32 protein-coding genes, 1 pseudogene and 1 riboswitch are annotated in these 25,488 nt (G+C 53.7%); of the genes and pseudogenes, 21 read left to right on the top strand and 12 right to left on the bottom strand.

The window, feature by feature from the left end; translation table 11 throughout:
* The first annotated feature begins 274 nt into the window (after positions 1-274).
* Positions 275-1,279 carry a pyridoxamine kinase gene (locus OCV81_RS10330; protein ID WP_235816651.1) on the top strand — a complete coding sequence of 335 codons (1,005 nt, stop codon included), beginning with the start codon at positions 275-277 and terminating at the stop codon, positions 1,277-1,279.
* An 11-nt stretch (positions 1,280-1,290) separates the two neighbouring features.
* On the opposite strand, the gene OCV81_RS10325 is transcribed toward OCV81_RS10330, so the two are convergent.
* Genes OCV81_RS10325 through OCV81_RS10315 form a run of 3 tightly spaced genes read right to left on the bottom strand, consistent with a single transcriptional unit; the run spans position 1,291 to position 3,227 of the window.
* Positions 1,291-1,881 carry an aminotransferase class IV family protein gene (locus OCV81_RS10325; protein ID WP_148329938.1) on the bottom strand — a complete coding sequence of 197 codons (591 nt, stop codon included), beginning with the start codon at positions 1,879-1,881 and terminating at the stop codon, positions 1,291-1,293.
* Complete coding sequence (locus tag OCV81_RS10320; RefSeq protein WP_148329937.1) at positions 1,865-2,869, bottom strand: aminodeoxychorismate synthase component I; 1,005 nt, start codon at positions 2,867-2,869, stop codon at positions 1,865-1,867. Before OCV81_RS10320 ends, OCV81_RS10325 begins: the two co-directional genes overlap by 17 nt.
* On the bottom strand, positions 2,862-3,227 hold the full coding sequence (locus OCV81_RS10315; protein ID WP_072542350.1) for a YbaN family protein: 366 nt from the start codon (positions 3,225-3,227) through the stop codon (positions 2,862-2,864). Before OCV81_RS10315 ends, OCV81_RS10320 begins: the two co-directional genes overlap by 8 nt.
* 169 nt (positions 3,228-3,396) lie before the next feature.
* On the opposite strand from OCV81_RS10315, the gene uraH reads away from it, so the two are divergent.
* Positions 3,397-3,804 (top strand): hydroxyisourate hydrolase, encoded by a 408-nt coding sequence (uraH, locus tag OCV81_RS10310; protein WP_148329936.1) that lies wholly within the window; start codon positions 3,397-3,399, stop codon positions 3,802-3,804.
* An 18-nt stretch (positions 3,805-3,822) separates the two neighbouring features.
* On the opposite strand, the gene OCV81_RS10305 is transcribed toward uraH, so the two are convergent.
* On the bottom strand, positions 3,823-4,182 hold the full coding sequence (locus OCV81_RS10305; RefSeq protein ID WP_148329935.1) for a DUF2023 family protein: 360 nt from the start codon (positions 4,180-4,182) through the stop codon (positions 3,823-3,825).
* A 38-nt stretch (positions 4,183-4,220) separates the two neighbouring features.
* A complete protein-coding gene (gene fldA, locus OCV81_RS10300) occupies positions 4,221-4,727 on the bottom strand; it encodes a flavodoxin FldA (RefSeq protein WP_148329934.1) in 507 nt (168 codons plus the stop codon).
* Between the two features lie 160 nt (positions 4,728-4,887).
* Here fldA and OCV81_RS10295 point away from each other — a divergent pair, with 160 nt between their 5' ends.
* Positions 4,888-5,265: a winged helix-turn-helix transcriptional regulator gene (locus OCV81_RS10295; RefSeq protein WP_148329933.1), complete on the top strand. Its 378-nt coding sequence runs from the start codon at positions 4,888-4,890 to the stop codon at positions 5,263-5,265.
* Between the two features lie 23 nt (positions 5,266-5,288).
* Here OCV81_RS10295 and OCV81_RS10290 read toward each other — a convergent pair whose 3' ends face one another.
* Positions 5,289-5,750, bottom strand: a complete 462-nt coding sequence (locus tag OCV81_RS10290) for an ester cyclase (RefSeq protein ID WP_204476437.1) — start codon at positions 5,748-5,750, stop codon at positions 5,289-5,291.
* Positions 5,751-6,119: 369 nt separating this feature from the next.
* Between OCV81_RS10290 and OCV81_RS10285 the strand changes: the two genes are divergently transcribed.
* The 5 genes from OCV81_RS10285 (at position 6,120) to OCV81_RS10265 (ending at position 9,325) form a co-directional block, all read left to right on the top strand.
* Positions 6,120-6,569 (top strand): cupin domain-containing protein, encoded by a 450-nt coding sequence (locus OCV81_RS10285; RefSeq protein ID WP_148329932.1) that lies wholly within the window; start codon positions 6,120-6,122, stop codon positions 6,567-6,569.
* A 276-nt stretch (positions 6,570-6,845) separates the two neighbouring features.
* Positions 6,846-7,592: a metallophosphoesterase family protein gene (locus OCV81_RS10280; RefSeq protein ID WP_148329966.1), complete on the top strand. Its 747-nt coding sequence runs from the start codon at positions 6,846-6,848 to the stop codon at positions 7,590-7,592.
* Positions 7,573-8,244: a hypothetical protein gene (locus tag OCV81_RS10275; protein WP_148329931.1), complete on the top strand. Its 672-nt coding sequence runs from the start codon at positions 7,573-7,575 to the stop codon at positions 8,242-8,244. The genes OCV81_RS10280 and OCV81_RS10275 overlap by 20 nt, the downstream gene beginning before the upstream one ends.
* Before the next feature lie 72 nt (positions 8,245-8,316).
* A riboswitch (TPP riboswitch) is annotated at positions 8,317-8,417 on the top strand.
* A 58-nt stretch (positions 8,418-8,475) separates the two neighbouring features.
* A complete protein-coding gene (gene thiS / locus OCV81_RS10270) occupies positions 8,476-8,676 on the top strand; it encodes a sulfur carrier protein ThiS (protein WP_072542343.1) in 201 nt (66 codons plus the stop codon).
* A 10-nt stretch (positions 8,677-8,686) separates the two neighbouring features.
* Entirely contained in the window at positions 8,687-9,325 is a 639-nt protein-coding gene (locus OCV81_RS10265; protein ID WP_394802535.1) for a thiamine phosphate synthase, read from the top strand.
* 141 nt (positions 9,326-9,466) lie between these two features.
* Here the strand turns inward: OCV81_RS10265 and OCV81_RS10260 are convergent, their stop codons facing one another.
* Complete coding sequence (locus OCV81_RS10260) at positions 9,467-9,943, bottom strand: hypothetical protein (protein ID WP_148329929.1); 477 nt, start codon at positions 9,941-9,943, stop codon at positions 9,467-9,469.
* Between the two features lie 21 nt (positions 9,944-9,964).
* Between OCV81_RS10260 and OCV81_RS10255 the strand changes: the two genes are divergently transcribed.
* The 10 genes from OCV81_RS10255 (at position 9,965) to OCV81_RS10210 (ending at position 18,259) form a co-directional block, all read left to right on the top strand.
* Positions 9,965-10,741, top strand: a complete 777-nt coding sequence (locus tag OCV81_RS10255; protein WP_148329928.1) for a thiazole synthase — start codon at positions 9,965-9,967, stop codon at positions 10,739-10,741.
* A gap of 13 nt (positions 10,742-10,754) precedes the next feature.
* Entirely contained in the window at positions 10,755-12,455 is a 1,701-nt protein-coding gene (gene thiC / locus OCV81_RS10250) for a phosphomethylpyrimidine synthase ThiC (RefSeq protein WP_148329927.1), read from the top strand.
* A gap of 66 nt (positions 12,456-12,521) precedes the next feature.
* Entirely contained in the window at positions 12,522-12,878 is a 357-nt protein-coding gene (locus OCV81_RS10245) for a four helix bundle protein (RefSeq protein WP_148329965.1), read from the top strand.
* A gap of 52 nt (positions 12,879-12,930) precedes the next feature.
* On the top strand, positions 12,931-14,082 hold the full coding sequence (gene thiH / locus OCV81_RS10240) for a 2-iminoacetate synthase ThiH (protein ID WP_148329926.1): 1,152 nt from the start codon (positions 12,931-12,933) through the stop codon (positions 14,080-14,082).
* Between the two features lie 254 nt (positions 14,083-14,336).
* Entirely contained in the window at positions 14,337-15,053 is a 717-nt protein-coding gene (locus OCV81_RS10235) for a HesA/MoeB/ThiF family protein (protein ID WP_148329964.1), read from the top strand.
* A 175-nt stretch (positions 15,054-15,228) separates the two neighbouring features.
* Positions 15,229-15,399, top strand: coding sequence for a hypothetical protein (locus OCV81_RS10230; protein WP_262640321.1), 171 nt, complete (start codon positions 15,229-15,231; stop codon positions 15,397-15,399).
* Between the two features lie 13 nt (positions 15,400-15,412).
* On the top strand, positions 15,413-16,606 hold the full coding sequence (locus OCV81_RS10225; protein ID WP_148329925.1) for a hypothetical protein: 1,194 nt from the start codon (positions 15,413-15,415) through the stop codon (positions 16,604-16,606).
* Positions 16,607-16,770: 164 nt separating this feature from the next.
* Positions 16,771-16,989, top strand: a complete 219-nt coding sequence (locus OCV81_RS10220; RefSeq protein ID WP_148329924.1) for a helix-turn-helix transcriptional regulator — start codon at positions 16,771-16,773, stop codon at positions 16,987-16,989.
* Positions 16,986-17,315: a HipA N-terminal domain-containing protein gene (locus OCV81_RS10215; protein ID WP_148329923.1), complete on the top strand. Its 330-nt coding sequence runs from the start codon at positions 16,986-16,988 to the stop codon at positions 17,313-17,315. Before OCV81_RS10220 ends, OCV81_RS10215 begins: the two co-directional genes overlap by 4 nt.
* Positions 17,316-17,317: 2 nt before the next feature.
* Positions 17,318-18,259, top strand: coding sequence for a HipA domain-containing protein (locus OCV81_RS10210; RefSeq protein ID WP_148329922.1), 942 nt, complete (start codon positions 17,318-17,320; stop codon positions 18,257-18,259).
* A gap of 147 nt (positions 18,260-18,406) precedes the next feature.
* On the opposite strand, the gene OCV81_RS10205 is transcribed toward OCV81_RS10210, so the two are convergent.
* Entirely contained in the window at positions 18,407-19,240 is an 834-nt protein-coding gene (locus tag OCV81_RS10205) for an SDR family oxidoreductase (protein WP_148329921.1), read from the bottom strand.
* A gap of 41 nt (positions 19,241-19,281) precedes the next feature.
* Positions 19,282-19,443 carry a nuclear transport factor 2 family protein gene (locus tag OCV81_RS10200; RefSeq protein ID WP_262640320.1) on the bottom strand — a complete coding sequence of 54 codons (162 nt, stop codon included), beginning with the start codon at positions 19,441-19,443 and terminating at the stop codon, positions 19,282-19,284.
* A gap of 167 nt (positions 19,444-19,610) precedes the next feature.
* On the opposite strand from OCV81_RS10200, the gene OCV81_RS10195 reads away from it, so the two are divergent.
* The 3 genes from OCV81_RS10195 to OCV81_RS10185 all read left to right on the top strand — a co-directional run bounded on the left by OCV81_RS10195 (position 19,611) and on the right by OCV81_RS10185 (position 23,683).
* On the top strand, positions 19,611-20,519 hold the full coding sequence (locus OCV81_RS10195; protein ID WP_148329920.1) for a helix-turn-helix domain-containing protein: 909 nt from the start codon (positions 19,611-19,613) through the stop codon (positions 20,517-20,519).
* Positions 20,520-20,592: 73 nt separating this feature from the next.
* Positions 20,593-21,489 (top strand): helix-turn-helix domain-containing protein, encoded by an 897-nt coding sequence (locus tag OCV81_RS10190; protein ID WP_148329919.1) that lies wholly within the window; start codon positions 20,593-20,595, stop codon positions 21,487-21,489.
* Between the two features lie 91 nt (positions 21,490-21,580).
* The gene (locus OCV81_RS10185; protein WP_148329918.1) at positions 21,581-23,683 is read left to right on the top strand and encodes a TonB-dependent receptor; all 2,103 of its coding nucleotides are present in this window, start codon (positions 21,581-21,583) and stop codon (positions 23,681-23,683) included.
* A gap of 198 nt (positions 23,684-23,881) precedes the next feature.
* Here the strand turns inward: OCV81_RS10185 and OCV81_RS10180 are convergent, their stop codons facing one another.
* The 3 genes and pseudogenes from OCV81_RS10180 to OCV81_RS10170 form a co-directional block, all read right to left on the bottom strand.
* Complete coding sequence (locus tag OCV81_RS10180; protein ID WP_204434948.1) at positions 23,882-24,052, bottom strand: hypothetical protein; 171 nt, start codon at positions 24,050-24,052, stop codon at positions 23,882-23,884.
* 207 nt (positions 24,053-24,259) lie between these two features.
* Positions 24,260-24,958: an SIMPL domain-containing protein gene (locus OCV81_RS10175; RefSeq protein WP_262640319.1), complete on the bottom strand. Its 699-nt coding sequence runs from the start codon at positions 24,956-24,958 to the stop codon at positions 24,260-24,262.
* Between the two features lie 14 nt (positions 24,959-24,972).
* Positions 24,973-25,488 (bottom strand): annotated as a pseudogene (locus OCV81_RS10170) (carboxypeptidase regulatory-like domain-containing protein); the annotation flags it as partial.

Here is a 25,488-nt window from a genome sequence, read left to right as displayed (position 1 = left end):
CCCCTCCAAAAGCCTCCTGAAAGGGGTTCCCTCTCCCAATCCCCTAGGAAATCCCCACAAAAGCAGAATCAGAAAGACACCCAAGTTCCGACAAAAGCAGCAAAAAGAAACCAAACTGCACAATTCTGAATCAGCCCAGAAATCCGCTACAAGGCACAAGATTCCCCCCCGGAGCAAGCCTTCGTTTTTCCCCTCCCCATCCTACAAAATGCACGAAAAAGTTTGCTCGTTCCATAAAAAGTAACGTCCTTTGTAATTGTAAATTTACAAAACTATGGCAGACAATTACATTGAACGACAATATGAAGCGTATCAGGCACGGAAAGCGGCCTGGGAAAAGGAACGGAAGTACAAGAAGAAAAAGCCGACGGCTCCGACGGAAACGCCTCAACGGACGGGAGGTTTCCTGAAAAATCAGGTGAAGAAGGTGGCCGCCGTACACGACCTGTCGGGGGTGGGCCACGTATCGCTGATGGCGGTCATCCCGGTGCTCTCGTCCATGGGATTCCAGGTGTGTCCGCTGCCCACGGCGGTGCTGTCCACGCACACGCAGTACCCTTCCTACTCCTTCCTCGACCTGACGGAGGAGATGAAGCACATCATCGCGCACTGGGAGAAGATGAACGTGCACTTCGACACGTTCTACACGGGCTACTTGGGCTCGCCGCAGCAGGCGCAGATTGTGGAGGAGTTCATCCAAAAGTTCCGCGGCGAAAACGACATGGTGGTGGTCGACCCGGTACTGGGCGACAACGGGCATCTCTACAAGGGCATCACCGAGGAGATGGTGACGGAGATGCGGAAGCTGATCCGGCTGGCGGATGTCATCACGCCGAACCTGACGGAGCTGTACTACTTGCTGGACATGCCGTTCCGGGAGGAGCTGACGGATGCGGAACTGAAGCAGGCGCTGAAGACGCTGTCGGACCAGGGACCGGCCATCGTGATTGCCACGAGCGTGCCGGTGAGCGGCGACCCGCGCTCGACGTCGGTCTATGCGTACAACCGCTTTGGCGACCGTTACTGGAAGGTGACTTGCCCGTATCTACCGGCGCACTATCCGGGCACGGGCGACACGTTCACGAGTGTCATCACGGGCTCGCTGATGCAGGGCGACAGTCTGCCGATTGCGCTCGACCGGGCCACGCAGTTCATCTTGCAGGGCATCCGGGCTACGTTCGGCTATGAGTACGACAACCTGGAGGGGATTATGCTGGAGAAGGTGCTCCACAACCTCGACATGCCGATTCAAATCAGCAGCTACGAGCTGGTGGAGTGACGCGAAAGAAATTAATATAGCACCTGGCTCACGGGGAGTTCCACCTCGCCGAAGGGAATCAGGGCGTTGAACAGACGGATGTGCCGGTAGCTTCCGAGGGAGGCGGCCGGGATGTCCGTTTCTTTTATCTGTCCGGTGTCGAGGAGGTGGCGGCGCTGGGTTCCTTCCAGCAGGGGACGTGCGGGGGTGTACCACTCGCATCCGTCCCAGAGGGCGATGTTGGCGATGGAGGTGTCGGTGAGGAGTCCGTGGCGGACGATGAGCACGTCGTCGGCCTGGGCGCGGAGGGCAAAGACTTCGTCGAGCACGCGGCGGTCGGCCCGTTTGTAGCGGTAGTCGAGATTGTCGCGCACCACGAGTTGCAGACGGTGTACGGGGCGGACGCGGTAGGGAAAGTATTCCACGCGGACCATGTCGCGGGCGTAGGTCAGGCGGCAGCGGGTGCGTTCCGTGTAGGCTTCCGGACGGAGGTAATCCGTCACGTGAAGGTCGGGCACGGGGCCGAAGAAGGCACGGCGCGTGTCGTTCAGGCGGCGGTCGTGCAGCGGGGCATGCCACACCTTGCCGTCTTCAATGCGGAGGGTTTCAATAAAGAGGCACATAGACTTTCTGTTTCATTTCTTCGTATTCGTTTCGGGCTTCGCTGCGGAAGGTGATGCCTCCCCCGCTCTTGAACTGCTTCGTGCCGTCCGACTGCTGTTCCAGGAAGCGGATGAGCACGGCGCTGTCCAGGTGGCGTCCGTCGAAGTAGCCGGTCACACCGGTGTAGAAACCGCGGTCGTGGGTCTCGACTTCGCGGATAATCTGCACGGTGCGGGGCTTCGGGGCGCCGGTGATGGACCCTGCGGGCAGGAGGCTGAAGAACAAATCACCCAGCCGCGAGGGATAGTCTTCGGGCAGGCGGCCGCGGATTTCGGAGCTCATCTGGAGCAGGGGTCCGCGATGGGTGTGCAGCTCGTCGAGGTAGCGGTAGCGGGTCACGGTCACTTCGGTGGCGAAGCGGCTCAGGTCGTTGCGGATAAGGTCGGTGATGGTGGCGTGCTCGGCGGCTTCCTTCGGGTCGGCCAGCAGGCGTTCGCGGGCTGCAGGCAGCGTGGCATCCATCGTGCCCTTCATGGGATGGGAATAGATGAAGCCGTCGGCTATCCGCACGAAGGTTTCGGGCGAGAAGACCACGAAGCGGCGGTGCAGCCAGAGCTTGTAGGGAGCGCGGGCGTGGTCGAACACCTGCCGCAGGGTGAGGTCGGTGTCGACGGGGGTGGCGCAGGTGTAGTTCACCAGGAAGGAGTTGCCGCCGTGCAGGTGACGGTGTACGAGGTCAAACCCGCGGCGGTAGGTCGCAAACGACATCGGGCGGGAGTCCCAGCGGAAGGTGGCGGGATACGGGGTACGGCAGTCCTCCTCCGGCACGTTCGTGGCACCCGGAAAGGCAAACAGCAGTTCCGAGGGCGGCAGGCAGTGGGGTTCTTCCACCAGGCATTGCTCGCCGGCATAGTCTATCAGGAAAAAGAACGGACGGCCTTCGCCTCCGAAGCGGTTCATGCGGGCGGCGGCTTCCTCACGTCCGCAGAAAGAGAGGGTATCAGTCATTTCGTTTGGTTTTGAAGGAACAGAGATAAAGGGTCACTCCCACGGCCACGGCGAGCATCATCGCCTTGAGCCAGAGGGCATCGAACACCAGGAAGATGCAGTGCAGGGAGGTGAGCCACAGCAGGCTCAGGGCAATCACCTTGGCACGCAGGGGGATGGCACGCGACTCCCGGAAATCGCGGATGTAGGGGCCCAGCAGACGGTGGTTCATCAGCCACTGGTAGGCTCTCGGCGAGCTGCGGAAAAAGAGGGCGGCCGACAGCAGCAGAAAGGGTGTGGTGGGCAGCACGGGCAGAAAGATGCCGGCAAGGCCCAGGGCCAGCGACAGGAATCCGAGGGGCAGGTAGATGTATTTCATGGCGCAAAAATACAAGCGAAACGGCACACGTACGGCAGGAGTTTAGTTAATAACCTCAAAATCGGCGGGGCATCGGAAGGGGAAACTTGGCGGAAAGGAGGAAAATCGCCATATTTGTAACCGTTACAATCTTGTTTGAATCTTGTTTAACCCCTTAACTGAAAAAATCATGAAGAAACTATTCTGGACTTTCTGTCTGCTGGTGTGGAGCCTGGTGGGTTTCGCACAGGAAAAGACGTACCAACTTTCGAGCCACATTCTGGACATCCAGCAGGGACAGCCTGCGGCGGGTGTGAAAATCAGTCTCTCGCAACTTCAGCCGGACAGCAAGACTTGGGCGTTGCTGGAAGAGAAACTGACGGACGAGAACGGACGGGTGAAGGATTTTCTGGAAGGAACGGAGGCCCACAAGGGTATCTACCGCCTGACGTATCACGTGGCGCCCTACTTCGAGCGGCTGCAGCAGCCGTCGTTCTACCCCTTCATCGAGGTGGTGTTCGAAATCAAGGACGGCAAGCACTACCACGTGCCCATCACGCTTTCGCCTTACGGATATTCTACGTACAGAGGGAATTAAGAAAGAATGGGAGCCCGGTCAGGCTCCCATTTTCCGTGTCTTGCGGGTGCAATAGCGCTTGCACTGGGCACAGATGTCATAACCCAGCATGGCCCCCAAGATGAAATCCTCTTCGGGCGTGAGGCGGTTCAGGGGGCGCGTCACCATCAGGCGGATGGCGTCGATGCACTCTGCCTTGCCGAAAAAGAGATTGATGCGCTCGTCGTCCACCGGCTGAATCACAAACTGGATGCGCTGGCTTCGCAGGCGTTTCACGGCAAAATCTTCGTAGCGTTTGTTCGTGGTGTACAGCACCATCTGTCGCACGCCTTTCTTCAGCTCATAGATGTGGTTGAGAAAGACTTTCAGTTCCACGGGATGAATATCAGGGGTCATCATAGGTTACGGATTTAGAAGAAAGATTGAGAGAGATATGATCAGGCCAGTTCGGCTTGGAGCTGTGCGGCCCATGCGCTCACACGGTCGTCGGTCCGGTCGCTTTCGTTCACGTCGTCGAGGGCCAGCCCCACGAACTTTCCGTCGGCTGCGGCCACGGAGGCGGAATAGGTGTAACCGCTGTCGTCCACGGCGCCCACGAAGGTGCATCCGCTGTCTTTCAGGCCTTCATAGAGGAGGCCCATGGCGTCGCAGAAGGTGTCGGAATAAGACTCGGAATCGCCGCAGCCGAAAAGGGCCACTATCTTGCCGGAGAGATTGGCGCCTTGCAGCACCTTGAGTCCGTCGTACCAGTCGTCCTGCAACTCGCCGTCGCCCCAGGTGGAGGTGCCCAGAATCAGGGCCTCGTAACTTTCGGCCAGGGCCGTATCGAGCTTGGTCACTTCGTGTACGTCTGCCGGGGCAATGCCCAGCTTGTCTGCTATCAGGCGGGCCACCGACTCAGTGGTGCCGGTGGTGGAGCCATAAAAAATACCTGTTTTCTTCATATTATGCTACATGTTTGATTTGACACAGCAAAGTAACGGCTTCCGGCGCGGATTTGAAATACCTAAAAATTGGGATTTTTGCGGGGCGGTATCTGCGGGTTATTTGCTAACTTTGGGCAGAAAAACGAAAAGGCCGACACTCCGGCAAAAGGAATAAACCATGAGAAAGAAGGAAGAAAAGAATACCATTATCGAAATCTGCCCGGTGCGGAACGTGATTGCCCGCTTCGGCAACAAATGGGCCTTGCTGGTCATTCTGATTTTAAGTGAGCACGAGGTGCTGCGTTTCAGCGAGCTAGGGAGACTGATTCCGGATGTGTCGTCGCGGGTACTGTCGGGCACGCTCCGTACGCTGGAGGCCGACGGACTGGTGAACCGGAAGGTGTATCCCGAGGTGCCTCCCAAGGTGGAGTACAGCCTGACGGAGACGGGACACTCGCTGGTGCCTTTCATCGTCCAGCTGACCGACTGGGCACAGAAGCACATGAAATCCATCGTGAAACACCGGGAGGAGTTCGAAGCTGCCGAAGAAGAGTAGCAGCTTCTTTCCTCACGGAAGAATCACTTGCTTCCCGGTGCAGGCAGCATGCCGAGCTGCATCAGCATGCTGAAGAGGTCGGGCACACCATGTTCGCGGACAATCTTGCCGTCTTTCAGCTCGTAGATGTTCATGGCCGTCACACGAACGGGTTTGCCGGTGGCGGGCATGCCCATAAAAGGCTGGGTCTGGGTGCCGCTCATCGTGAAACGAATCATCACTTTGTCGCCTTCTGCAATGACTTCTTCGGCTTTCCACTGTACATCGGGCATGGCACCGCGCATCATGCGGAGCACGTCCATATAGCCTTCAAAACCGTGCAGCGGCTCCGGCGATGTGGGGGCATAGAAAATCACTTCGGGGGCAATAATGGCTTCACCTACCGAGCGGTCGCCCGTGTTGATGAAGCGGATAAACTGTTGCATGACTTGTTTGTTTTTTTCCAGGACGGATGCCTGTTCGGGAGTTACTTCATTTTTCATCATCTTACTTGTTTCTTTAAAGGGTCGGGCCGCGGAAGTTTCCGGTGCAGGAAATGCCTGCGGGATGCGGCCTTCCGTAACGTTTACGGTGCAAACTTAGCGTTTTCTTTCCTGACAGACAAGAGGTTACATTTCTTCCGCATAGTAACCTTTTTCTCACTTTTACTGGATGTCAGCCGGTTGTGGAAAGAAAAAATTTTTTGTCTGCCATCCGGGATATCCTCTGCTAAAAAAATCTAAATCTGCCGGACGTAACCGGCTCGTAATGAACATTAGTAACCTGAAAGTAACTTACTTACATTCAACTCCCTTCTTGTATGAGACAAAAGAATCGTCCACCTTTGCTGTCGAAATCATTAAAACAGTTACACTATGAAACAGATTCAGCAAATTGCAGCAGGCGCACATTTTTCCGCCGTATCCACAGGTTCATTCAGCGAGTTGAACGAGTATGTATTGCCGGTAGCTCCGGGAATGGAAATCCAGGGAAAGGTGTTCATGGGACAGACGTTGCAGACTACGGGCGCGGAAATCTCGTTCCAGTCGTTCGCCCCGGGAAAGGAGACCGGTTTCCTTCACACGCACCAGACGCACGAGGAACTGTATATCTTCGTGAGCGGGAAGGGTGAATTTCAGGTAGACGGACAAGTATTCCCCGTGGCGGAAGGAAGCGTGGTACGCGTGGCTCCCGAAGGCAAGCGCTCGGTGCGCAACCACGGCACGGAACCGCTGGTGATGATTTGCGTGCAGTACAAGGCGAACGCGTTCACGGCGCAGGATGCCACCGACGGACAGATTCTGCAGGAGCCGGTGAAGTGGTAACCGGAGCGGCTCCCGCCAGACCTCACAGGAAGGGGCTGAAAGGCCTCCCCCTGACTGCCGGATAAGTGTGCAAAATGTTCTTTGCAAAGAAAATACCGACTTTCAGGACAGAAAATCCGACTTTCTGAAAAACGGACGAACCGCATTTGTGACTTACCTTTGCATGCACAAAATGAATTGCTTATGCGTACTTATCCGACACTCCCTCATTGCTTCCGCCTGCACTTCCGGCTGATATACGGCTGCCTGTGGGCTTTGCTGCTGGGAGGATGCGACATGATTGAATATCATCCGTACGACCTGGACATCGACGGGGAGACGGACGTGAACCGCCGCCACATCGAACAAATCGAGAAGGCTACCCGGGGAAAAGACGAGATACGGTTTGCCGTAATCAGCGACACACAACGCTGGTACGACGAAACGGAGGATGCCGTGGAGGCACTGAACCGGAGGGGCGACCTGGACTTCGTGGTCCACACGGGCGACTTGTCCGACTTCGGCCTGAAGCTGGAGTTCGAGAAGCAGCGCGACATTCTCAACGGACTGAACGTGCCTTACGTCTGTCTGCTGGGCAACCACGACTGTCTGGCTACGGGACTCGACGTGTACCGCAAAATATTCGGCACGGAGGATTTTGCCTTCACCGCCGGCAACGTAAGGTTTCTCTGCCTGAACACCAACGCTCTGGAGTTCGACAACTCGTCGGCTGTGCCCAACATCCAGTATATCCGCAATGAAATCGACAATGTGCCCGAGGGGGTGGAAAAGACCGTGGTGGCCATGCATGCGGGCCCCTTCTCCGAGCAGTTCAACAACAACCTGGCGGAGTATTTCGAGTATTACCTGCGGCAGATGCCCGACCTGCAGTTCTGTGTCTACGGCCACGGACACAATATCAGTGTGGATGATTTCTTCGACGACGGCATCCTATACTACGAGTGTACCTGTGCCAAGAAGCGTGCTTACCTGTTATTCACCCTTAATGCCGACGGCTATGCGTATGAAGTGGTCAATTTTTAAAGGGATACTGGTGGGAGGACTGGCCGCGATGACGCTCCTGCCCTTGCAGGCACAGAATGACTCTGTCGCTCCGACCGTCAGGGAAAGGCGGTGGGACCAGCGCACGCACCTGCGCTATGAAGGATGGGAACGCCTGAAACCCACTCACCTGAAATGGCAGTTCGCCGGAGGGATGGGACTCAACTCGGTGGGTATAGGCTGGGACTACGGACGCCGCTGCCAGTGGGAAACGGACTTTCTCGTGGGTTTTCTCCCGTCGAAATATGCCGAGAAGTTCCGGCTCACCTTCACCGTAAAGCAGAACTACATTCCCTGGAGCATCTGCTTCAAGGAGCACTGGATGGCGGAACCCTTCTACTGCGGACTCTACTTCACAACCATTGCGGGCGAGGAGTTCTGGAAGAAGGAGCCGGGACGCTATCCCAACAAATACTACAACTTCAGCACCAAGGTGCGGCCCTACCTCTTCGTGGGGCAACGGTTCGGATTCAGTCCCCGCCACGAACTGGTGCGCCATGTCTCCCTCTTCTACGAGCTGAGCACCTGCGAGCTGTACCTCATCAGCAAGGTGACCAACAAGAGTCTCTCGATGCGCGACATTCTCCGCCTCTCGTTCGGCGTGAAGGTGCAGCTGTTCAGGGAGCACCGTTGATTGCCTGCAAAAAAAGGTAAAAAAGGCACGGCAGCTGTCCGCCGTTTCAAAGTTTTCGTTACCTTTGCCAGAAAGTAAACAAAGGGGTGCCCCAAGGATGCGTCCGGGCTGAGATTATACCCTACGAACCTGATGCGGTTAATACCGACGAAGGGATTGTTGATTCCGGCCTCTATTTTTCTTTTCCCTTTCGGGACCCGCCTCTTTGGTTTACACTAACACTGAACGATTATGAAAGTACTGGTAAACAACAAAGAGACTGAACTTACACAAGGTCAGCACATTGCCGCACTGGCACAGCAACTGGAGCTTCCGGCACAGGGAGTGGCCATCGCGCTGCATAACCGCATGATTCCGCGTGCAGAATGGGAACACACCGTCCTGAAGGAGGGCGACAGTCTGGTCATCATCAAAGCCGCTTGTGGAGGATGAGGCCATGGACATGAATCATTTCAAACTGCAGTTCATCACGCATTTCACCGACACGTATTCGTATCTTGACTCGGCCCGCATGGCCCTCGAAGGGGGCTGCCGCTGGGTACAGCTGCGCATGAAGCATGCCTCCGACGAAGAGACGGAAGCCGTGGCTGTGGAGGTACAGAAACTGTGCCGCACGTACGGGGCTACCTTCCTCATCGACGACCGGGTGGAACTGGTACGCAAGCTGAAAGCCGACGGCGTACACCTGGGCAAAAACGACATGCCAATTGCCGAAGCACGGAAAATTCTGGGTAAAGACTTCCTCATCGGGGGCACCGCCAACACGTTCGACGACGTACGGGCCCACTATGAAGCCGGTGCCGACTACATCGGTTGCGGTCCCTTCCGCTTCACCACCACCAAAGAGAAGCTCAGCCCCATCCTCGGCCTCGAAGGCTACCGTTCCATCGTACAGCAGATGAAGGCGGAAGGCATCCACCTGCCCATCGTCGCCATCGGGGGTATCACCCTGGACGACATCCCCGCCATCCTACAGACCGGTGTGACAGGCATCGCCCTGAGCGGCACCATCCTGCGGGTAGGGAATCCAGTGGAAGAAACGAGGAGAATCGTGAGTCAATTAAAAATGAATAATGAATAATGAAAAACGGAGGACGAACAGTGGTAGAGTTAAAAGGTAAAAATTAAAAGTTAAAAACGACTGACTTTTATTTTTTGATTCCGATGGGCTGCGCCTAACGTATTGGATTCATCTCTGAGAACGGAAAGACGAAAAAACCTTTCATTCTCGCCAAGGAACGCAAGTCACAAGCTCATTCCCCCTCCCTACGGAGCATAAAGCACTGCGACCAACCGGTTTTATCTCAACGTAGAGCGCAGAACTCTTCGCGCAACGAGAGGAAAAAGCCCAAGCTTCTGCCAGCAATTTCACCCAAAAGAAGGCCAAAGCAAAAAGCGAAGCAAGAAAGCAAAAAAGCGCAAGCAAAAGCCCCACCTCCCCACACAGCGATTTCGCCCAAAGGGCGAAGAGCGAAGAGCAAGCCAGCGAAAAAATCCCGTCCTCAGTTTCAAGGCGAAAAGCGGAGAAGCGGAGCACGGCGAAAAGAAGCGCAGGCTGTTTGAGCGAAGCGAGTTCCTGCGCTTCCGCCGGGTGAAGCCTCGCAGCCGCCTTGAAGCTGCAGACGGCGGTTTTTCTTTTTGTTACCTTTTTCTTTTTGCCGCCAAAAAGAAAAAGTAAAAGCAAGCCAAAAGAAAACAAACCAAAAACATATATAGAACAATGAAGAAACTAATGATTGCGGGAAAAGAATTCGACTCCCGCTTGTTCCTGGGAACAGGAAAATTCAACTCCAACCAAGTCATGGAAGAAGCCATTCTCGCTTCCGGCACCCAGATGGTGACCGTCGCCATGAAACGCATCGAACTTGAGAACAAGGAAGACGACATGCTGAAACACATTGTCCACCCGCATATCCAACTCCTTCCGAACACCTCCGGCGTGCGCACCGCAGAAGAAGCCGTGTTCGCCGCACAGATGGCCCGCGAAGCCTTCGGCACCAACTGGCTGAAATTGGAAATCCATCCCGACCCGCGCTACCTGTTGCCCGACTCTACCGAAACCCTGAAGGCTACGGAAGAGCTCGTGAAACTCGGTTTCGTGGTATTGCCCTACTGCCAGGCCGACCCGACCCTCTGCAAGCGTCTGGAAGAAGCCGGAGCCGCTACGGTGATGCCGCTGGCTGCTCCCATCGGTACGAACAAGGGATTGCAGACCCGCGACTTCCTGCGCATCATCATCGAGCAGAGCAACGTGCCGGTGGTAGTGGATGCCGGTATCGGAGCTCCGAGCCATGCCGCTGAAGCCATGGAGATGGGTGCCGACGCCTGTCTGGTGAACACCGCCATCGCCGTTGCCGGAAACCCGGTGGAAATGGCCATCGCCTTCAAGGAAGCTGTCATCGCCGGACGCCGTGCCTACGAAGCCGGACTGGGCGTGCAGGCCGACAACCTAGTAGCTTCCGCTTCCTCTCCCCTCACTTCTTTCTTGAATGAGTAAGTTTAATTGATATATGGAAAAAGAAAAAGACCAAAAAGCATACGCCCATGCCGAGAAAGCCTACATGCAGGGCACTTTATTCCCCTTCATCAAGGTAGGCATGCAGAAAGTGAACCTCACCCCCACGGTGACCGTAGTCGACGGAAAGAAGGTAATGACCCCCAACGACCCGGTGTACGTGTACGACACCAGCGGCCCGTTCAGCGACCCGAACATCCAGATTGACCTGAAGAAAGGACTGCCGCGCATGCGTGAGAGCTGGATTACTTCCCGCGGCGACGTGGAACAGTTGCCGTCCATCACCTCGGAATACGGCAAGATGCGCCGTGACGACCACTCGCTCGACCACCTGCGCTTTGAACATATCGCCCTGCCTTACCGTGCCAAGGAAGGCCACTGCTGTACGCAGATGTACTACGCCAAACAGGGCATCGTGACACCGGAAATGGAGTACGTAGCCATCCGTGAGAACATGAACTGCAAGGAGCTAGGCATCGACACCTACATCACACCGGAATTCGTGCGCGACGAGATTGCCGCCGGACGTGCCGTACTGCCTGCCAACATCAACCACCCGGAATCGGAACCGATGATTATCGGCCGCAACTTCCTGGTGAAAATCAATACCAACATCGGTAACTCGGCCACTACTTCAAGCATTGACGAGGAAGTGGACAAAGCGGTGTGGAGCTGCAAATGGGGCGGCGACACGCTGATGGACCTGTCGACGGGTGCCAACATCCACGAGACACGCGAATGGATTGTGCGCAACTGTCCGGTACCGGTGGGCACCGTGCCCATCTACCAGGCACTGGAGAAGGTGAACGGCAAGGTAGAAGACCTGACATGGGAAATCTACCGCGACACCCTCATCGAGCAGTGCGAGCAGGGAGTGGACTACTTCACCATCCATGCCGGTATCCGCCGTCACAACGTACACCTGGCCGACAAGCGTCTGTGCGGTATCGTGAGCCGTGGCGGAAGTATCATGAGCAAGTGGTGCCTTATCCACGACCAGGAGTCGTTCCTCTACGAGCACTTCGACGACATCTGCGACATCCTGGCACAGTATGACGTGGCCGTGTCATTGGGCGACGGGTTGCGTCCGGGCTGTATCGCCGACGCCAACGACGAGGCACAGTTTGCCGAACTCGACACGATGGGCGAACTGGTGACCCGTGCGTGGGCGAAGAACGTGCAGGCCTTCATCGAAGGTCCGGGACACGTGCCCTTGCACAAAATCCGCGAGAACATGGAGCGTCAGATCAGCCACTGCCACAACGCGCCGTTCTACACCCTCGGCCCGCTGGTGACCGACATCGCCCCGGGTTACGACCACATCACTTCGGCCATCGGTGCCGCACAAATCGGCTGGCTGGGTACGGCCATGCTGTGCTACGTCACCCCGAAGGAACACCTGGGTCTACCCAACCGTGAAGACGTGCGTACGGGTGTCATCACCTACAAGATTGCTGCCCATGCGGCCGACCTGGCCAAAGGTCATCCGGGCGCACAGATCCGCGACAATGCCCTGAGCAAGGCCCGCTACGAGTTCCGCTGGCGCGACCAGTTCCACCTGAGTCTCGACCCCGACCGTGCGCTGGAATACTTCAACGAGGGACGTCACACCGACGGCGAGTACTGCACCATGTGTGGTCCGAACTTCTGTGCGATGAAACTCAGCCGCGACCTGAAAACAATTAATAATGAATAATGAAAAATGAAAAACGAGTGGATGACTTCCTTTTCCAGGGAGGCATCCATCCGTGGATTTGGCAAGATGAAAAACGACAGCGTCATCAACCGGAAAGCGACGGAGTTTGCCTTGCGCATCATCAAGGCATACCAGTTTCTCACCACCGAGAAGAACGAGTATGTCATGTCCAAACAACTGCTGCGCAGCGGCACGGCCATAGGAGCGCTGATACGGGAAGCCGAGTTTGCCGAAAGCAAGAATGATTTCGCCCACAAACTGCACATCGCGCTGAAAGAAGCCAACGAGACCGACTACTGGCTCCTGCTGTTGTCGGAATCCAACTACATCGAGAAAACGGCGTACGATTCCATCCAGTCAGACTGTACCGAACTCATCAAACTGCTGGTCAGTATCATCAAAACCGCCAAGTCCAATTCATAAATGCATCAGGCCACCGTTTTTAATTATTAATTTTTAATTATTAATTACTGAAATGTTTAGTGACGAATTAGAAAAAATAAGCTGGGAGGAGACGACCAAGGCCATCTACTCCAAAACCGAGGCCGACGTGATACGGGCACTCGGAAAATCACGGTGCGACGTAGACGACTTCATGGCACTCATCTCGCCGGCTGCCGAAAAGTTTCTTGAACCCATGGCACGCCTCAGCAAGAAATATACCGAAGAACGTTTCGGACGCACCATCTCCATGTTTATTCCGCTCTATATCACCAACTCGTGTACCAACTCGTGCGTGTACTGCGGCTTCCACATCAGCAACCCGATGGCCCGCACCATCCTCACGCCGGAGGAAATCGAAAACGAGTACAAGGCCATCAAGAAGCTGGCTCCGTTTGAGAACCTGCTGATTGTGACGGGCGAAAACCCGGCCAAGGCGGGTGTGCCTTACCTGGCCAAAGCACTCGACCTGGCCAAACCGTATTTCTCCAACCTGAAGATTGAGGTGATGCCGCTCAAGACGGAAGAGTATGCCGAACTGGTGCACCACGGACTGAACGGGGTAATCTGTTTCCAGGAAACGTACAACAAGGCCCGCTACAACGTGTACCATCCACGCGGCATGAAATCGAAGTTCGAATGGCGTGTCAACGGATTCGACCGCATGGGACAGGCCGGCGTACACTCCATCGGCATGGGTGTGCTCATCGGACTGGAGGACTGGCGTACGGACGTGACCATGATGGCTTACCACCTGCGCTACCTGCAGAAACATTACTGGAAGACGAAATACAGCGTGAACTTCCCGCGCATGCGTCCGGCCGAGAACGAGGGTTTCCAGCCCAACGTCATCATGAGCGACAAGGAACTGGCACAGGTGACTTTCGCCATGCGTATCTTCGACCACGACGTGGACATCTCTTACTCTACGCGTGAACCGGCAAACATCCGCGACCACATGGCTACACTGGGTGTCACCACCATGAGTGCCGAGAGCAAGACGGAACCGGGTGGTTACTACACCTATCCGCAGGCCTTGGAGCAGTTCCACGTGAGCGACGAACGTACCGCCGTGGAAGTGGAGAAAGCCCTGAAGGCCGTGGGACGTGAACCGGTATGGAAAGACTGGGACGCTTCGTTCGACCACATGGCACAGACCTTTGCCCAGGCGGCTCCGGTCCGCTGAAAAGCCCTCCGGAACACCCTTTGAAAAACGCCTTTACGTTTTACTTGAAACGCCGAAACGTTTTCCCTAAAACGCAAGGACGTTTCAGTTGAAACGCCGAAGCGTTTGGATTGAAACGCCAAGACGTTTTTCTAAAACGCAAGGGCGTTTTCCGGGCATACACAGCCCCCCCTTCAGAAGGCATCCGGAGGCCATTTTCCCGACTTCCGGGTGCCTTCTGTCATTTTACTCACCCTTTATCCCCTTTTCACCTTATGAAACTGACCGAAAAAGAAGCTGCACGCTACAACCGACAGATTCTGCTCGACGAAATCGGCGAGGCAGGACAACTCCTTCTGAAACAGGCCCGCGTGCTCATCGTGGGAGTGGGCGGACTGGGTTCGCCCGTGGCCCTTTACCTGGCCGGTGCCGGAGTGGGCACCATCGGACTGATTGACGACGACACCGTGAGCGAGACCAACCTCCAGCGGCAGGTGCTCTACAGCGAGCCTGAAATCGGGCTCTCCAAGGCGGAACAGGCCAAGCTGCGCCTGCAAGCCCTCAACTCCGACATACGTGTGGAAGCCTGGAACGAACGGCTCACCCCGCAGAACGCCGAATGCCTCATCGCCAACTACGACATCGTGGTGGACGGATGCGACAATTTCCGCACGCGCTACCTCATCAACGACACCTGTGTGCGGCTGGACAAGGTGTACGTGTACGGGGCCATCCGCGAGTTCGACGGACAGGTCTCCGTGTTCAACTACCAGGGCGGTCCCGACTACCGCACCCTCTTCCCCGACGAGGAAGGCATGCTGGCCATGCCCCATCCGTCGAAGGCCGTGCTGGGTGTCACACCGGGCGTAGTGGGTTGCGTGGAAGCCAACGAAACGATGAAGGTCATCCTGGGCAGTCCGCACGCACTGAGCGGCCGGCTCTGGCACATCGACCTGAAAAGCATGGAAAGCTACGTCATCTCGCTGGTGTAACACCTTGGCTGCAACGCCCCCCGGACAAGCATTTCCATCGCAGTTACAGTCCACTTCTTTCCCCTGCCGAAGCGAAGCCCAAAAATGCGCCTGGCAGGGAATTTTTCAGGTCTGGATGTTCGTTTCTTCATTTTTTACGCTATCTTTGGAAACAGAACCTTCACATCGAGAAACTATGTTACTTAAAATCTTAGGCTACCTCTTCCAGTTATGCTTCATTATCGGGCTCTTTTATGCCCTCGAAAGTCAGGGAGCGTTTCTGCAATACACCATTTGTGTGCTGGCACTGCTGGTTCTCGTGCAACGGCTGCTCAGGAATTTCTTCTGGAAAAAAGAAAACAGCTGACACTTTGTTTATCATGTACACAAAACGACTCACCGACATTCTATTGGTATTCCTGAGCATCTTCTGTCTTATCAGTTGCAATCACGACGACGTAGACTTTCCCACCTTCACATTCAATGAAAACGGAGAATGTGAGCCAGCGTCTCTCACTCCCATTTCTTCTGCCCGCTTTGAGGAAGCCGTGGTAGGATACGGATGGAAACACGTCCACACCTACGAAATCAATCCCGACGGCACTTGCCAGACGCAGGATTATTACACAGACCTGATAGGGGCCGGTCCTACCCAATATTACGTGGAAAGCCACTCGTCCCTGAAAGCATACATGTACGTGGATGCCTATCCTGCATCGGGGTTCCGGACTTACACCTATACTTACTCGGACGAGAACCGTCTGCTCGACGGCCAGCGCACGGTGTTCCAGCTACTCTCCGTCAACGGCGACACGATGGAGCTCCTCGTCCACCTGGGAGTGCGGGCAGGAGGAACCGATATCTACGGTTATTCCATCTATCAGCGGATGACGGCACAGGAACTGGAAGAAGTGCAGAAAACATATCACACAGATTTGTCGGACGTCCGCGAACTGACCGTTTCGGTACAGGAAAATCCGCTCATCATCTCCGGAAAGGAAACGGAATTCGACGTACTGAGCAGCAACGGTCCTTTCATTTTCAAACCAGCCAGAGAAGGCAGTTGCAAAATCACCTCACAAGGAAACCATGTCAAGGTCAAACTGTTGAGCAACGGGGTATGCCTCACGGGATACGGCCGCTTGCGGCACTGTCAAGTGGTCATCTTCTCTACCGATGAGGAACTGGAACCGAAAGGAACAGATATCTACGATTTCACGTACACAGAAATCACCGTCAACCAAGAAAAGCAGCTCTTTACCCCTGACGGTCACGAAATCCCCTACGACTACGGCAGTATGAAAGTCACCCCGCGCAAGGAATACACCGGAAGCATCCTGAGCCAGTATGCTCCCGTAGCCCTGCTTGCGGTGGACGAAAACGGACAGGCACGTTATCTGCGCATGAACAGTGGCAAAATCAGTTTCAAGAATCTTCTTCCGCAAGAGGTCCTCGACCAGCTGACGGAAGGTACAGACGGGACTTCTCTCACCTACAAGCTGGAACTGATTACGCCCGACTGCGAAGTGTTCCAGGTGCTGCCTTTCAAAGTAACCTATAAAAAAATAGTGTAAGTTTCATGATACTAATCCGTCTGCCAGGTTATTTACCCACAAATAAATCACAAGTTATAAATACACCCTTTCGGGTATAGCATTAGGCAGATAGATTAATTTTATACCTTAAAGGGTATAATGAAAGAAAAATTCATTATATTTACACCCAAAAGGGTATAATCATGGAACAAACTACACTCTCTAAGTATGTAAAAGACATGCGTAAGCAATACAATCTAACGCAGGTGGAACTATCTGAAAAATCAGGAGTAGGCTTACGTTTTGTCCGTGAACTGGAACAAGGCAAACAAACTCTCCGGCTGGATAAAGTAAATCAGATACTAAATCTTTTCGGGAGCGAAGTCGGTGCAGTCCCCATTTCAAAAGAAGATGAGCCATGAAACAGGCGATTGTATATTTGCGTGGCATAAAAGCCGGTATTCTCACAGAAGATGAAAATGGATATACTTTTCAGTATACTCCGGAATTTCTGGCCTCAGACAAAGCAGAAGCCATCAGTCTGACCCTTCCCCTCACCGAACAGCCATATCAGAACAAAGTGCTGTTTCCTTTCTTTGACGGTCTGATACCTGAAGGCTGGCTGCTTAATATCGCTGAAAAGAACTGGAAAATCGACGGTCGGGACCGGATGTCCCTGCTATTAGCCTGTTGCAAGGACTGCATTGGAGCCGTAGGCGTAGAACCTTTATTTAAAGAAGAGGAATAATTATGTCCAAATGTCTATATTGCTACAAAGAGTTGACGGAAGGTGAACATGACTTTCACAAAACTTGTTCTAGAAAATTGTTCGGCACTCCTATAGTCCCGGAACTCCCCTATACTCGTCAAAATCTGAATGAACTTGCCCGGCAAGTAATACGTAGCCAGACCACATTGACTGGTGTTCAGGCCAAACTGTCACTGGACATCCACAAGAAGAGCCCTCATGAAGCAGAACGTTTTACCATTGTAGGGTTATGGGGAAGATACATTCTGAAACCACAAACGGAGCGTTTTGAGCAATTGCCTGAAATAGAAGACTTAACCATGCATCTGGCAGAACTTGCCAAGATAAAAGTGGTACCTCACAGCCTTATCCGTTTCGCAGACGGAGAGCTTTGTTATATCACCCGTCGCATTGACCGTACGGAAAAAGGAGAGAAACTAGCCATGGAGGACATGTGCCAACTAACCGAACGGCTGACAGAATATAAGTATAAAGGATCTTACGAACAAATTGCCAAAACCATACAAAAATATTCCTCCGTACCCAAACTTGACTTGGTCAATTACTGGGAGGAAGTAGTATTTTCCTGGATTACAGGCAATGCCGACATGCACTTAAAAAACTTCTCACTGTATAGCACACAGCAAGGAGTTTACACCCTCACCCCAGCCTATGATTTACTATCAACCGCATTGGTCATGCCGGAAGATACAGAAGAACTGGCATTGACACTTAACGGGAAAAAACGTAAAATCAAGAAAACCGATTTTATCGTATCCATGCAGGCTTCGGGACTGGAAGATAAAATTATAGAAAATTTATTTCGCAAGTTTCTTAAAGTCCAAAGCAAATGGATGGAATTCATTGACCTTTCTTTTTTATCGGATGAAATGAAAGAGACATATAAAACGCTTATCACTGAAAAACTAAAAATACTTGCTTAAAACAATTACACATCGCCTTCATGAAACTTATCCGTCCGCTCCCCATAGAACGATATTCCGGCATCACCACCTCCACACCCAGCACAAACAGTTTGGCAAGTTCTTACTCGCAGACTTCGTGGTATCTGGCTACGCATTGATTATGTGTTATCTCTTTTCCAGATTCGAGCCATAAAAATAAGCCGCCGTAGCACCTCCATCCACCAGAAAATCAGAGCCGGTGATAAAGGCCCCCCGGTTGCTCATCAACAGTTCGGCCACATTCGCCACCTCGTCGGCCGTGCCGGGACGATGCGCCGGACACTGAGCAAACATCTTTTTATAGAACTCCCCACGCACCCCGTTGAACTCGTCAAGTGCCAGTGGGGTGACAATAATTCCCGGAGAAATGGAATTCAGACGGGCGCCCCGTTCTCCCCATCTCACTGCCTCTGCCATGACGCGCTTCACGTTGCAACGCTTGGCCAGCTGGTAGGCATGAAGCGTATCGCGGATGTGCGACGGTTGCAGCACCTCCAGACCCAGCAATTCTTCCGTCGGTGTGCAAGCCAGCTGTGCATCGATTTCAGCACCAAGGGCCGGCAGGCGGTGTCCAGACTGACTGGCTATCGTCACACCTGCCCCTCCCGGCCGGATAACCTTTCCCACTTCTTCCAGCAATACCGCCGTACCATATAAGTCGACTTTCAGGATGGTCTCTATCGAAGCTTGCGAAGGGGACACCCCTGCCGCATTGACCAGCATGGCTATCTCTCCATATTGCTGTGCCGTCTCAATCAATCCGAGGATTGAGTCGCGCGACGACAAGTCCATCTCCACCGGAGACACATCGAATCCGGCACGGTTCATCGTATCGGCCACGGCCTGCGCATTTTCCATCCGCTTGTCGCCGACCACAATCTTCATTCCATATCCCATCCGCCGGGCTATCGCCATACCGATTTGTCCGGCACCTGTAAGCAACATTACCTCTTTTTTCATCTCACTCACTTTTTTAATATTCACAGAAGTCCGCTCACACATCAAGCCATATCCATAATCTGCTGGTCTCCCATATACACTTTCAACTTCACATCAGGACGAAACAGGTTACGATAGTAATCCTGATTGTTTTTATCCGATTCCGTCGCATAACGGTCCACTAAATCTTTCAAAGCCATACGGCTCTCCATTTCCTGTGTCATAGTTCTATAATATTTATCTGTTAATGTTATGGCCAAAGTAGTCCGTACCATTTTATCCGTTGTTATACAAAACACAGAATCCCTGCATGAAAACACAGATTTCAAGAGCAACGAAAACCAGAAACCGGAATCCTTTCGTAATTTTGTCGTCAGAAACATTAAAAACGATGAAAACATCCTTATTAAACATCGAAACCGTCACAGAGTACGACGACATGCTCGGCGTAGAAACTCTGCATCCGCTGGTCAGCGTGATCGACCTTTCGAAGGCCAGACCGATGCATCACCTACGCCACACGTTCAGCTTCTACGTGGTCTTCCTGAAAGACGAGAAGAACTGCGACCTGATTTACGGCCGCCAGCGATACGATTACCAGAAAGGGTCGGTGGTCTGCCTTGCACCGGGACAGGTCATCGGCATAGAAGATACGGGCGAAACGTTCCAGCCGAAAGGCTATGCGCTGTGCTTCCATCCCGACCTGATTCGCGGTACCCACCTCGGACGCACCATCAAGGAATATACCTTCTTCTCGTACGAGGTGAACGAAGCCTTGCATCTCTCGGAACGGGAGCGCCACACCTTCATCGACTGCCTGCTGAACATTCAGGAGGAACTGCATCATGCAATCGACCGGATGAGCAAACGGCTCATCACCAACCACATCGAACTGTTGCTTAACTATTGCCTGCGCTTCTACGAACGGCAGTTCATCACCCGGCAGGATGCTCATCGCGACATCCTGACCCGTTTCGAGACCTTCCTGGACCGGTATTTCACGGGCGAAAATGCCGCACTGAAAGGATTGCCCAGCGTGAAATACTGTGCCGCCGAACTCTGCCTGTCGCCCAATTATTTCGGCGACCTCATCAAGAAGGAAACGGGCAAGACCGCCTTGGAGTACATACAAGACAAAATCATCGGCATCGCCAAAGAACAGCTGCTTCTTCCCTCTGAATCCATCAGCCAGATTGCCTATCAGCTAGGCTTCCAGTACCCGCAGCATTTCACCCGTGTGTTCAAGAAGGCCACCGGAATGACTCCGAATGAATACCGGAGCAAGACGGATTACAAATAATAAATATTTTAATCCGACACAAAGAAGAACCACAGAATTCACTACATTTGCAGAAACCAAACCCGATTGCTCTATGAACCGCAGACTACTACCCGTCACGGTGTTTCTGACGCTGATGCTGACTTCCCTGCTGGCCGGGCGCCACAACTACCGCGTGACAAGAGACGAGATAACCGCCGACCTGAACCAGGCGCTGGCCCAGACCTTACTGGAAAAGAAAGACCCGATTGTAACACAGGATACGATACGGGCCTACAAACAGCTCCGGCAGACGTCGGGCGGACAGGTGCTCATCGCCGTGTCCGACGAACGTTTCTGCCGCCACCTGAAGAACCCGCGACTGAAAGAGGCGGCTTTCCTCACCTTCGACGTGATGGACGGCGACTACCGGGGCAGCTCGATGGACGGACAGGCCATCTGCAGTGACACGCTGGTGGTCCGCAACGGACGGGCGGGCGAAACGCTGGCCCTGAAAGGTTACACCCGGCTGTCGGCAGCGGCCGTATTCGGCATGTCCGACCAGCGCTTGCCCGGCGGACTGATGGCGGCGGCTTTACTCTGGGCCATCGGCTCGATGCTGTACTTGCGGAAGCGGGAAAAGGAGAACCCGATGCTGCAACCTGCCGAAGGAAGCGTACTATCGGCTGAAGGGGGCACACAATCCGCCCAGGACTTCGGGGGACTGACTTACTCGGACGCGGACGACCGTTTCTACGCAGCCGACCATACGCCCATCCGTTTCACTCCCATGCAGCAGCAACTGATGCGGCTTTTCTGGCAGGCTCCCTCCCACTCGCTCACGAAAGAGGAAATCTGTGCCGTGCTCTGGCCCAAGAAAGACGATGCCAACGACACGCTCTACACCCTTATCCGCCGCCTGAAACCCATCGTGGAGGAGCATACGCGACTGAAAATCGTGGCCGACAGAGGGCGGAACTATTCATTGGAAATCAACGAGTTGAAAGACTGACAGCGAATTGTCAGGCAAATGTCAGCGTCGGTTTTTGACGCCTTCGTGACAGCCCCCTACTTTTGTTCCTGAATTTTACACACAGGAACAAATGCAAACACTCAGATTACTTTTCCAGCAGGGAGCCGGAAGCCGGCTTCCGCTGACCATCTCCCGATTCAGGGCCATCCTCTTCCTTCTGCTGCTGACCCTCCCCGCCCTCGCGCAAGAGGTGGAACCTACCGTGGAACTGGGCGAGGTGGAGGTCAAGGCCGACCGGATTATCAAGAAGACCGACGGAATGCTGCTCTATCCCTCCGAACAGCAGAAGACTTCTTCCCGCTCGGGCTACAGCCTGCTCCAGCAACTCACCCTCCCGAATATCCGTGTGGACGAGGTGGGACACACCATCTCGGCCATCGACCAGCGGGGAAGCGTGCAAATCCGCATCAACGGCATCATCGTGGACAAGGCAGAGATGCTTTCGCTCGACCCGAAGAGCATCCGTACCGTCCATTTCATCGACAACCCCGGCGTGCGCTACGGCGACGGCATTGCCTACGTCATCGAAATCACTACCCGACGGGCGGACAACGGATACACGCTGGGCACCTCGTTCACCCAGGCGCTGACGACCCGCCAGGGCGACTATACGGTGTATGGCAAATGGAACACGGGAAAGAGTGAGCTGTCATTGAACTACAGCATCGGTTACCAGAACTACAGAGACTTACGGACGGAGGAAACGGCCCACTACCACCTGAACGACGGGTCGGTCTATACCATTCGGCGCAACGACCTCGCCTCGCGCAACCAGAGCCTGAACAACCAGCTGAAGCTGACCTACAACCTGGCCGACTCCACCCGCTACGTGTTCCAGGCTTCGCTGAGCGGCGACTTCAGTCACGTGCCAAACAATTTCAATCAGAAGCAGATTGTGGACGGAGAACAGACCTACACGGCCCTCGAACAGCAGCAAAGCCGGAGCGGGAGTCCGGTACTCGACCTCTACTACTTCCAGCAGTTCACGCCCCGGCAGTCGCTCACCCTCAACGCCGTGGGTACATACATCGGCACCCGTTCCTCAGACAGCTACGACGAGGGTTCGCCCTACAGTTACGACGTGGACGGACGCACCTACTCTCTCCTGAGCGAAGCCATCTACGAAAACCAGTTGAAGCCCTTCACCCTGTCTGCCGGCCTCAACTACAGCCAGAAATACACGAACAATGAATATACGGGCGACGTCTCGGCTGCCACCCCTATCCACCACAACCGCGTGTACCTGTTCTCCGAAATCAAGGGACTGTGGGGCAACCTCCGCTATTCGGCAGGCATCGGGGGCAGCTACCTGCACTACCGCCAGCAGGCCCATTCGTACGACTACTGGAGTTTCTGCCCCAAAGCGGCCCTGAGCTACAACTTCACCCACGCCCTGCAACTGAGCTACAATTTCCAAATGAACGAACGCACCTCACGAGTGGCCATAATCAGCGATGCCTCCATCCGCAACAACCGCATGGAGTGGACCGTGGGGAGTCCCGACCTCAAGCCCAACCGGGAGATGTATCACCTCCTGCGGCTGACGTACACCAACAACCGTCTGCAAGCCAGTCTGGAAGGTTTCTACAAGCAATGTCTTCGTCCCAACATGGCGGTGTATGAACGCACGGCCGACGACCAGTTCATCTACACCCAGCGCAACCAGAAGGAGATTGACGCACTGAACGCCATGGCCTACGCAAGCTACTGGCTGATGCCGGAAAAGCTCTCCGTCACGGCCTACGGGGGACTGTTCCGCTGCTTCAACTTCGGTCAGGACTACACGCACTGCTACACGTCCTACTTCTTCACAGGGGCCGTCAACGCCTACCTGGGCAACCTCTCCCTCCATGCCTACGCCGACAACGGTTCCCGGTTCCTGGAAGGGGAAACCAAGGGATACAGCGGGGGCGACATCACCCTGAAGGCCGCCTACAGCTACAAGGACTGGCAGTTCGCCCTGATCTGGCAACAGCCCTTCCAGCACAAATACAAGCTGTTTGAATCGGAAATCCTGAACCGGAACCTACAGAAACGCACCGCCCTCTACAGCGGCGATGCCTGCAACCTCGTCAACCTGACCGTGACGTGGCGCCTGACCAGAGGACGCAAGTTCCGCGACGTCGAACGCTCCATCCAGCTCAAAGACAAGGATACGGGGATTATCCGATGAAAAAAGAAAATGAGGCTGTCTCAAAATAGAATTGCAAAAGTAAAAATCTTATAGATTAAAACCTAGAAGTAAAAAAAACTCCTGCTTTAGCCCTTGTTTATTGTAATTATAGGACTAAAAGCAGGAGATTTTTATGTTGTAGCTTATAGATTGTAAGTAACCCTATCTCTATTTTCTATTTTGAGACAGCCTCATTTTTCAATGAGCTGCACGCTGTAACCACCGGTTACAACCGTTTCCCAACAGTACCCCCAAAAAAACGCTCACAAAGATGCGCCAATTATCGGCAAGACCCATCCATTGTGTAACGAACAGACTGAGGCTGCACACCACGGCAGTGACCACCAGACTCCACAATAACGGTTTCATTTTCATAGGCATTTATTTTGATTACAACCATAAAGATACAAAAAATCGCTTAAGCAACAACTTTGTGAAAGGGAAATAATTATTTTGATGAACTTATTTTCCTGAATCACTCCGATAGGATCAGGGAACCTTGGCGGCACGCTCGAAAGTAATCGGGAAGGCATACCTCACTTTCTCCGGCTTTCCGCTCTGTCTGCCCGGTTTCCATCAATCTGTGATTTCAAACCGCACTTGCATGGAGTAATGCTTTTTTATCGTGCGGAAGCCATCGAACGAAGCGGCATCAGACGCACGGACATTACTCTGCGCACTGAAAAGCGAGGACATTCCTGCATTGCCATCCTCTACAATACGAACCACGTCCCCCAGTTTCTTTCCCAGCGCCTCCACCAGATAAGCGGCCTTCCGTTGTGCGGCTTTCAATGCTTCTATTTTACCCTTCTGATGATAAAGCAACATATCCTTGTTTTCCAACTCTCCGATGCGCATGGTATTCACTCCCTTGGTATCGATACGCTTCACGATTTCATCTATCTGTTTGAAATCGGTCAGTGTGATATCGTATTTCTTGGAAACCAAAAAATCCTGTCCCTGTCTGCGCCAATAGTCCCCCACCTCTTGTGTGCGGACCGCTTCTTTCGGAATGTCCACATCGGCCAGTACCTTCCACAACTGCCGCTCTATCTGTTCCAATGGCACCTTTGTGCGATATTCCTCCGGCTTGGACTTACCGTCGAACTCTTCTTCAAAATACTCCCGGATTTCAATGAGATAATGAATCTTGTCCGGCACAATCTCTATTTCGGAGGTACCCGTCACCTCGATATAACGGTCGTTCACTTTCTGGGCTTGCAACGTACACGCTGCAAACAAAGCCAATACCCCTAGCCATAATTTTGCTCTCATAACATGATAATTTTTCAGTTCAACGATTCTTTCCCGACATCTCTTGCAGAATCACCTTCATCAGATCTCGTCTTCTCCTGCAAAGTCATAGTAAAATTCCGATATTCACTCGTGTACTTCCCATTGATAAAAAGCACCTCCCACGGATAAATGGATTTCAGCGTTTCTTTGAGGGCAAGAGCCAGCGGGTGATTCCCGTCGTTTATCATTTTCCGCGAAGTACGCAGAAAAATGAAACGTACGTCACAGTCTACGAAGTGACCGTCCTCCGTCGTCTGAAAATCACTTAGCGAAAAAAGGAACCGTTCTCCACGGTATTCAGGAAACCGCTCCCAAGGAAACCGACGCACAATCTCCCCATATGCCTTTGTCAGATTCAGTCCGTCTCTCCGGTAATTATGATAAGTCTGCGTTTCCATCACTTTACCGTTCCGGACGGTCAGCACTTGTTCCGTTTCCATGTTACGGTCGAAACCGTCATGCACGTATCTCACCAAATCACCTTTTCCGGCCCGAAGTTCCCCACTGAA

The sequence above is a fragment of the Phocaeicola fibrisolvens genome (genome assembly GCF_025567125.1).
Taxonomy (GTDB): domain Bacteria; phylum Bacteroidota; class Bacteroidia; order Bacteroidales; family Bacteroidaceae; genus Phocaeicola; species Phocaeicola fibrisolvens.
The sequence above is the reverse complement of the archived record's forward strand: the minus strand, read 5'-3'. Positions and strand labels throughout refer to the sequence as shown.

Excerpts from the sequence above, each read along its gene's own strand:
- OCV81_RS10330 (WP_235816651.1), top strand. The coding sequence starts at position 275 with ATGGCAGACAATTACATTGAACGACAATATGAAGCGTATCAGGCACGG.
- OCV81_RS10325 (WP_148329938.1), bottom strand. The coding sequence starts at position 1,881 with ATGTGCCTCTTTATTGAAACCCTCCGCATTGAAGACGGCAAGGTGTGG.
- OCV81_RS10320 (WP_148329937.1), bottom strand. The coding sequence starts at position 2,869 with ATGACTGATACCCTCTCTTTCTGCGGACGTGAGGAAGCCGCCGCCCGC.
- OCV81_RS10315 (WP_072542350.1), bottom strand. The coding sequence starts at position 3,227 with ATGAAATACATCTACCTGCCCCTCGGATTCCTGTCGCTGGCCCTGGGC.
- uraH (WP_148329936.1), top strand. The coding sequence starts at position 3,397 with ATGAAGAAACTATTCTGGACTTTCTGTCTGCTGGTGTGGAGCCTGGTG.
- OCV81_RS10305 (WP_148329935.1), bottom strand. The coding sequence starts at position 4,182 with ATGATGACCCCTGATATTCATCCCGTGGAACTGAAAGTCTTTCTCAAC.
- fldA (WP_148329934.1), bottom strand. The coding sequence starts at position 4,727 with ATGAAGAAAACAGGTATTTTTTATGGCTCCACCACCGGCACCACTGAG.
- OCV81_RS10295 (WP_148329933.1), top strand. The coding sequence starts at position 4,888 with ATGAGAAAGAAGGAAGAAAAGAATACCATTATCGAAATCTGCCCGGTG.
- OCV81_RS10290 (WP_204476437.1), bottom strand. The coding sequence starts at position 5,750 with ATGATGAAAAATGAAGTAACTCCCGAACAGGCATCCGTCCTGGAAAAA.
- OCV81_RS10285 (WP_148329932.1), top strand. The coding sequence starts at position 6,120 with ATGAAACAGATTCAGCAAATTGCAGCAGGCGCACATTTTTCCGCCGTA.
- OCV81_RS10280 (WP_148329966.1), top strand. The coding sequence starts at position 6,846 with ATGATTGAATATCATCCGTACGACCTGGACATCGACGGGGAGACGGAC.
- OCV81_RS10275 (WP_148329931.1), top strand. The coding sequence starts at position 7,573 with ATGAAGTGGTCAATTTTTAAAGGGATACTGGTGGGAGGACTGGCCGCG.
- thiS (WP_072542343.1), top strand. The coding sequence starts at position 8,476 with ATGAAAGTACTGGTAAACAACAAAGAGACTGAACTTACACAAGGTCAG.
- OCV81_RS10265 (WP_394802535.1), top strand. The coding sequence starts at position 8,687 with ATGAATCATTTCAAACTGCAGTTCATCACGCATTTCACCGACACGTAT.
- OCV81_RS10255 (WP_148329928.1), top strand. The coding sequence starts at position 9,965 with ATGAAGAAACTAATGATTGCGGGAAAAGAATTCGACTCCCGCTTGTTC.
- thiC (WP_148329927.1), top strand. The coding sequence starts at position 10,755 with ATGGAAAAAGAAAAAGACCAAAAAGCATACGCCCATGCCGAGAAAGCC.
- OCV81_RS10245 (WP_148329965.1), top strand. The coding sequence starts at position 12,522 with ATGAAAAACGACAGCGTCATCAACCGGAAAGCGACGGAGTTTGCCTTG.
- thiH (WP_148329926.1), top strand. The coding sequence starts at position 12,931 with ATGTTTAGTGACGAATTAGAAAAAATAAGCTGGGAGGAGACGACCAAG.
- OCV81_RS10235 (WP_148329964.1), top strand. The coding sequence starts at position 14,337 with ATGAAACTGACCGAAAAAGAAGCTGCACGCTACAACCGACAGATTCTG.
- OCV81_RS10230 (WP_262640321.1), top strand. The coding sequence starts at position 15,229 with ATGTTACTTAAAATCTTAGGCTACCTCTTCCAGTTATGCTTCATTATC.
- OCV81_RS10225 (WP_148329925.1), top strand. The coding sequence starts at position 15,413 with ATGTACACAAAACGACTCACCGACATTCTATTGGTATTCCTGAGCATC.
- OCV81_RS10220 (WP_148329924.1), top strand. The coding sequence starts at position 16,771 with ATGGAACAAACTACACTCTCTAAGTATGTAAAAGACATGCGTAAGCAA.
- OCV81_RS10215 (WP_148329923.1), top strand. The coding sequence starts at position 16,986 with ATGAAACAGGCGATTGTATATTTGCGTGGCATAAAAGCCGGTATTCTC.
- OCV81_RS10210 (WP_148329922.1), top strand. The coding sequence starts at position 17,318 with ATGTCCAAATGTCTATATTGCTACAAAGAGTTGACGGAAGGTGAACAT.
- OCV81_RS10205 (WP_148329921.1), bottom strand. The coding sequence starts at position 19,240 with ATGAAAAAAGAGGTAATGTTGCTTACAGGTGCCGGACAAATCGGTATG.
- OCV81_RS10200 (WP_262640320.1), bottom strand. The coding sequence starts at position 19,443 with ATGACACAGGAAATGGAGAGCCGTATGGCTTTGAAAGATTTAGTGGAC.
- OCV81_RS10195 (WP_148329920.1), top strand. The coding sequence starts at position 19,611 with ATGAAAACATCCTTATTAAACATCGAAACCGTCACAGAGTACGACGAC.
- OCV81_RS10190 (WP_148329919.1), top strand. The coding sequence starts at position 20,593 with ATGAACCGCAGACTACTACCCGTCACGGTGTTTCTGACGCTGATGCTG.
- OCV81_RS10185 (WP_148329918.1), top strand. The coding sequence starts at position 21,581 with ATGCAAACACTCAGATTACTTTTCCAGCAGGGAGCCGGAAGCCGGCTT.
- OCV81_RS10180 (WP_204434948.1), bottom strand. The coding sequence starts at position 24,052 with ATGAAACCGTTATTGTGGAGTCTGGTGGTCACTGCCGTGGTGTGCAGC.
- OCV81_RS10175 (WP_262640319.1), bottom strand. The coding sequence starts at position 24,958 with ATGAGAGCAAAATTATGGCTAGGGGTATTGGCTTTGTTTGCAGCGTGT.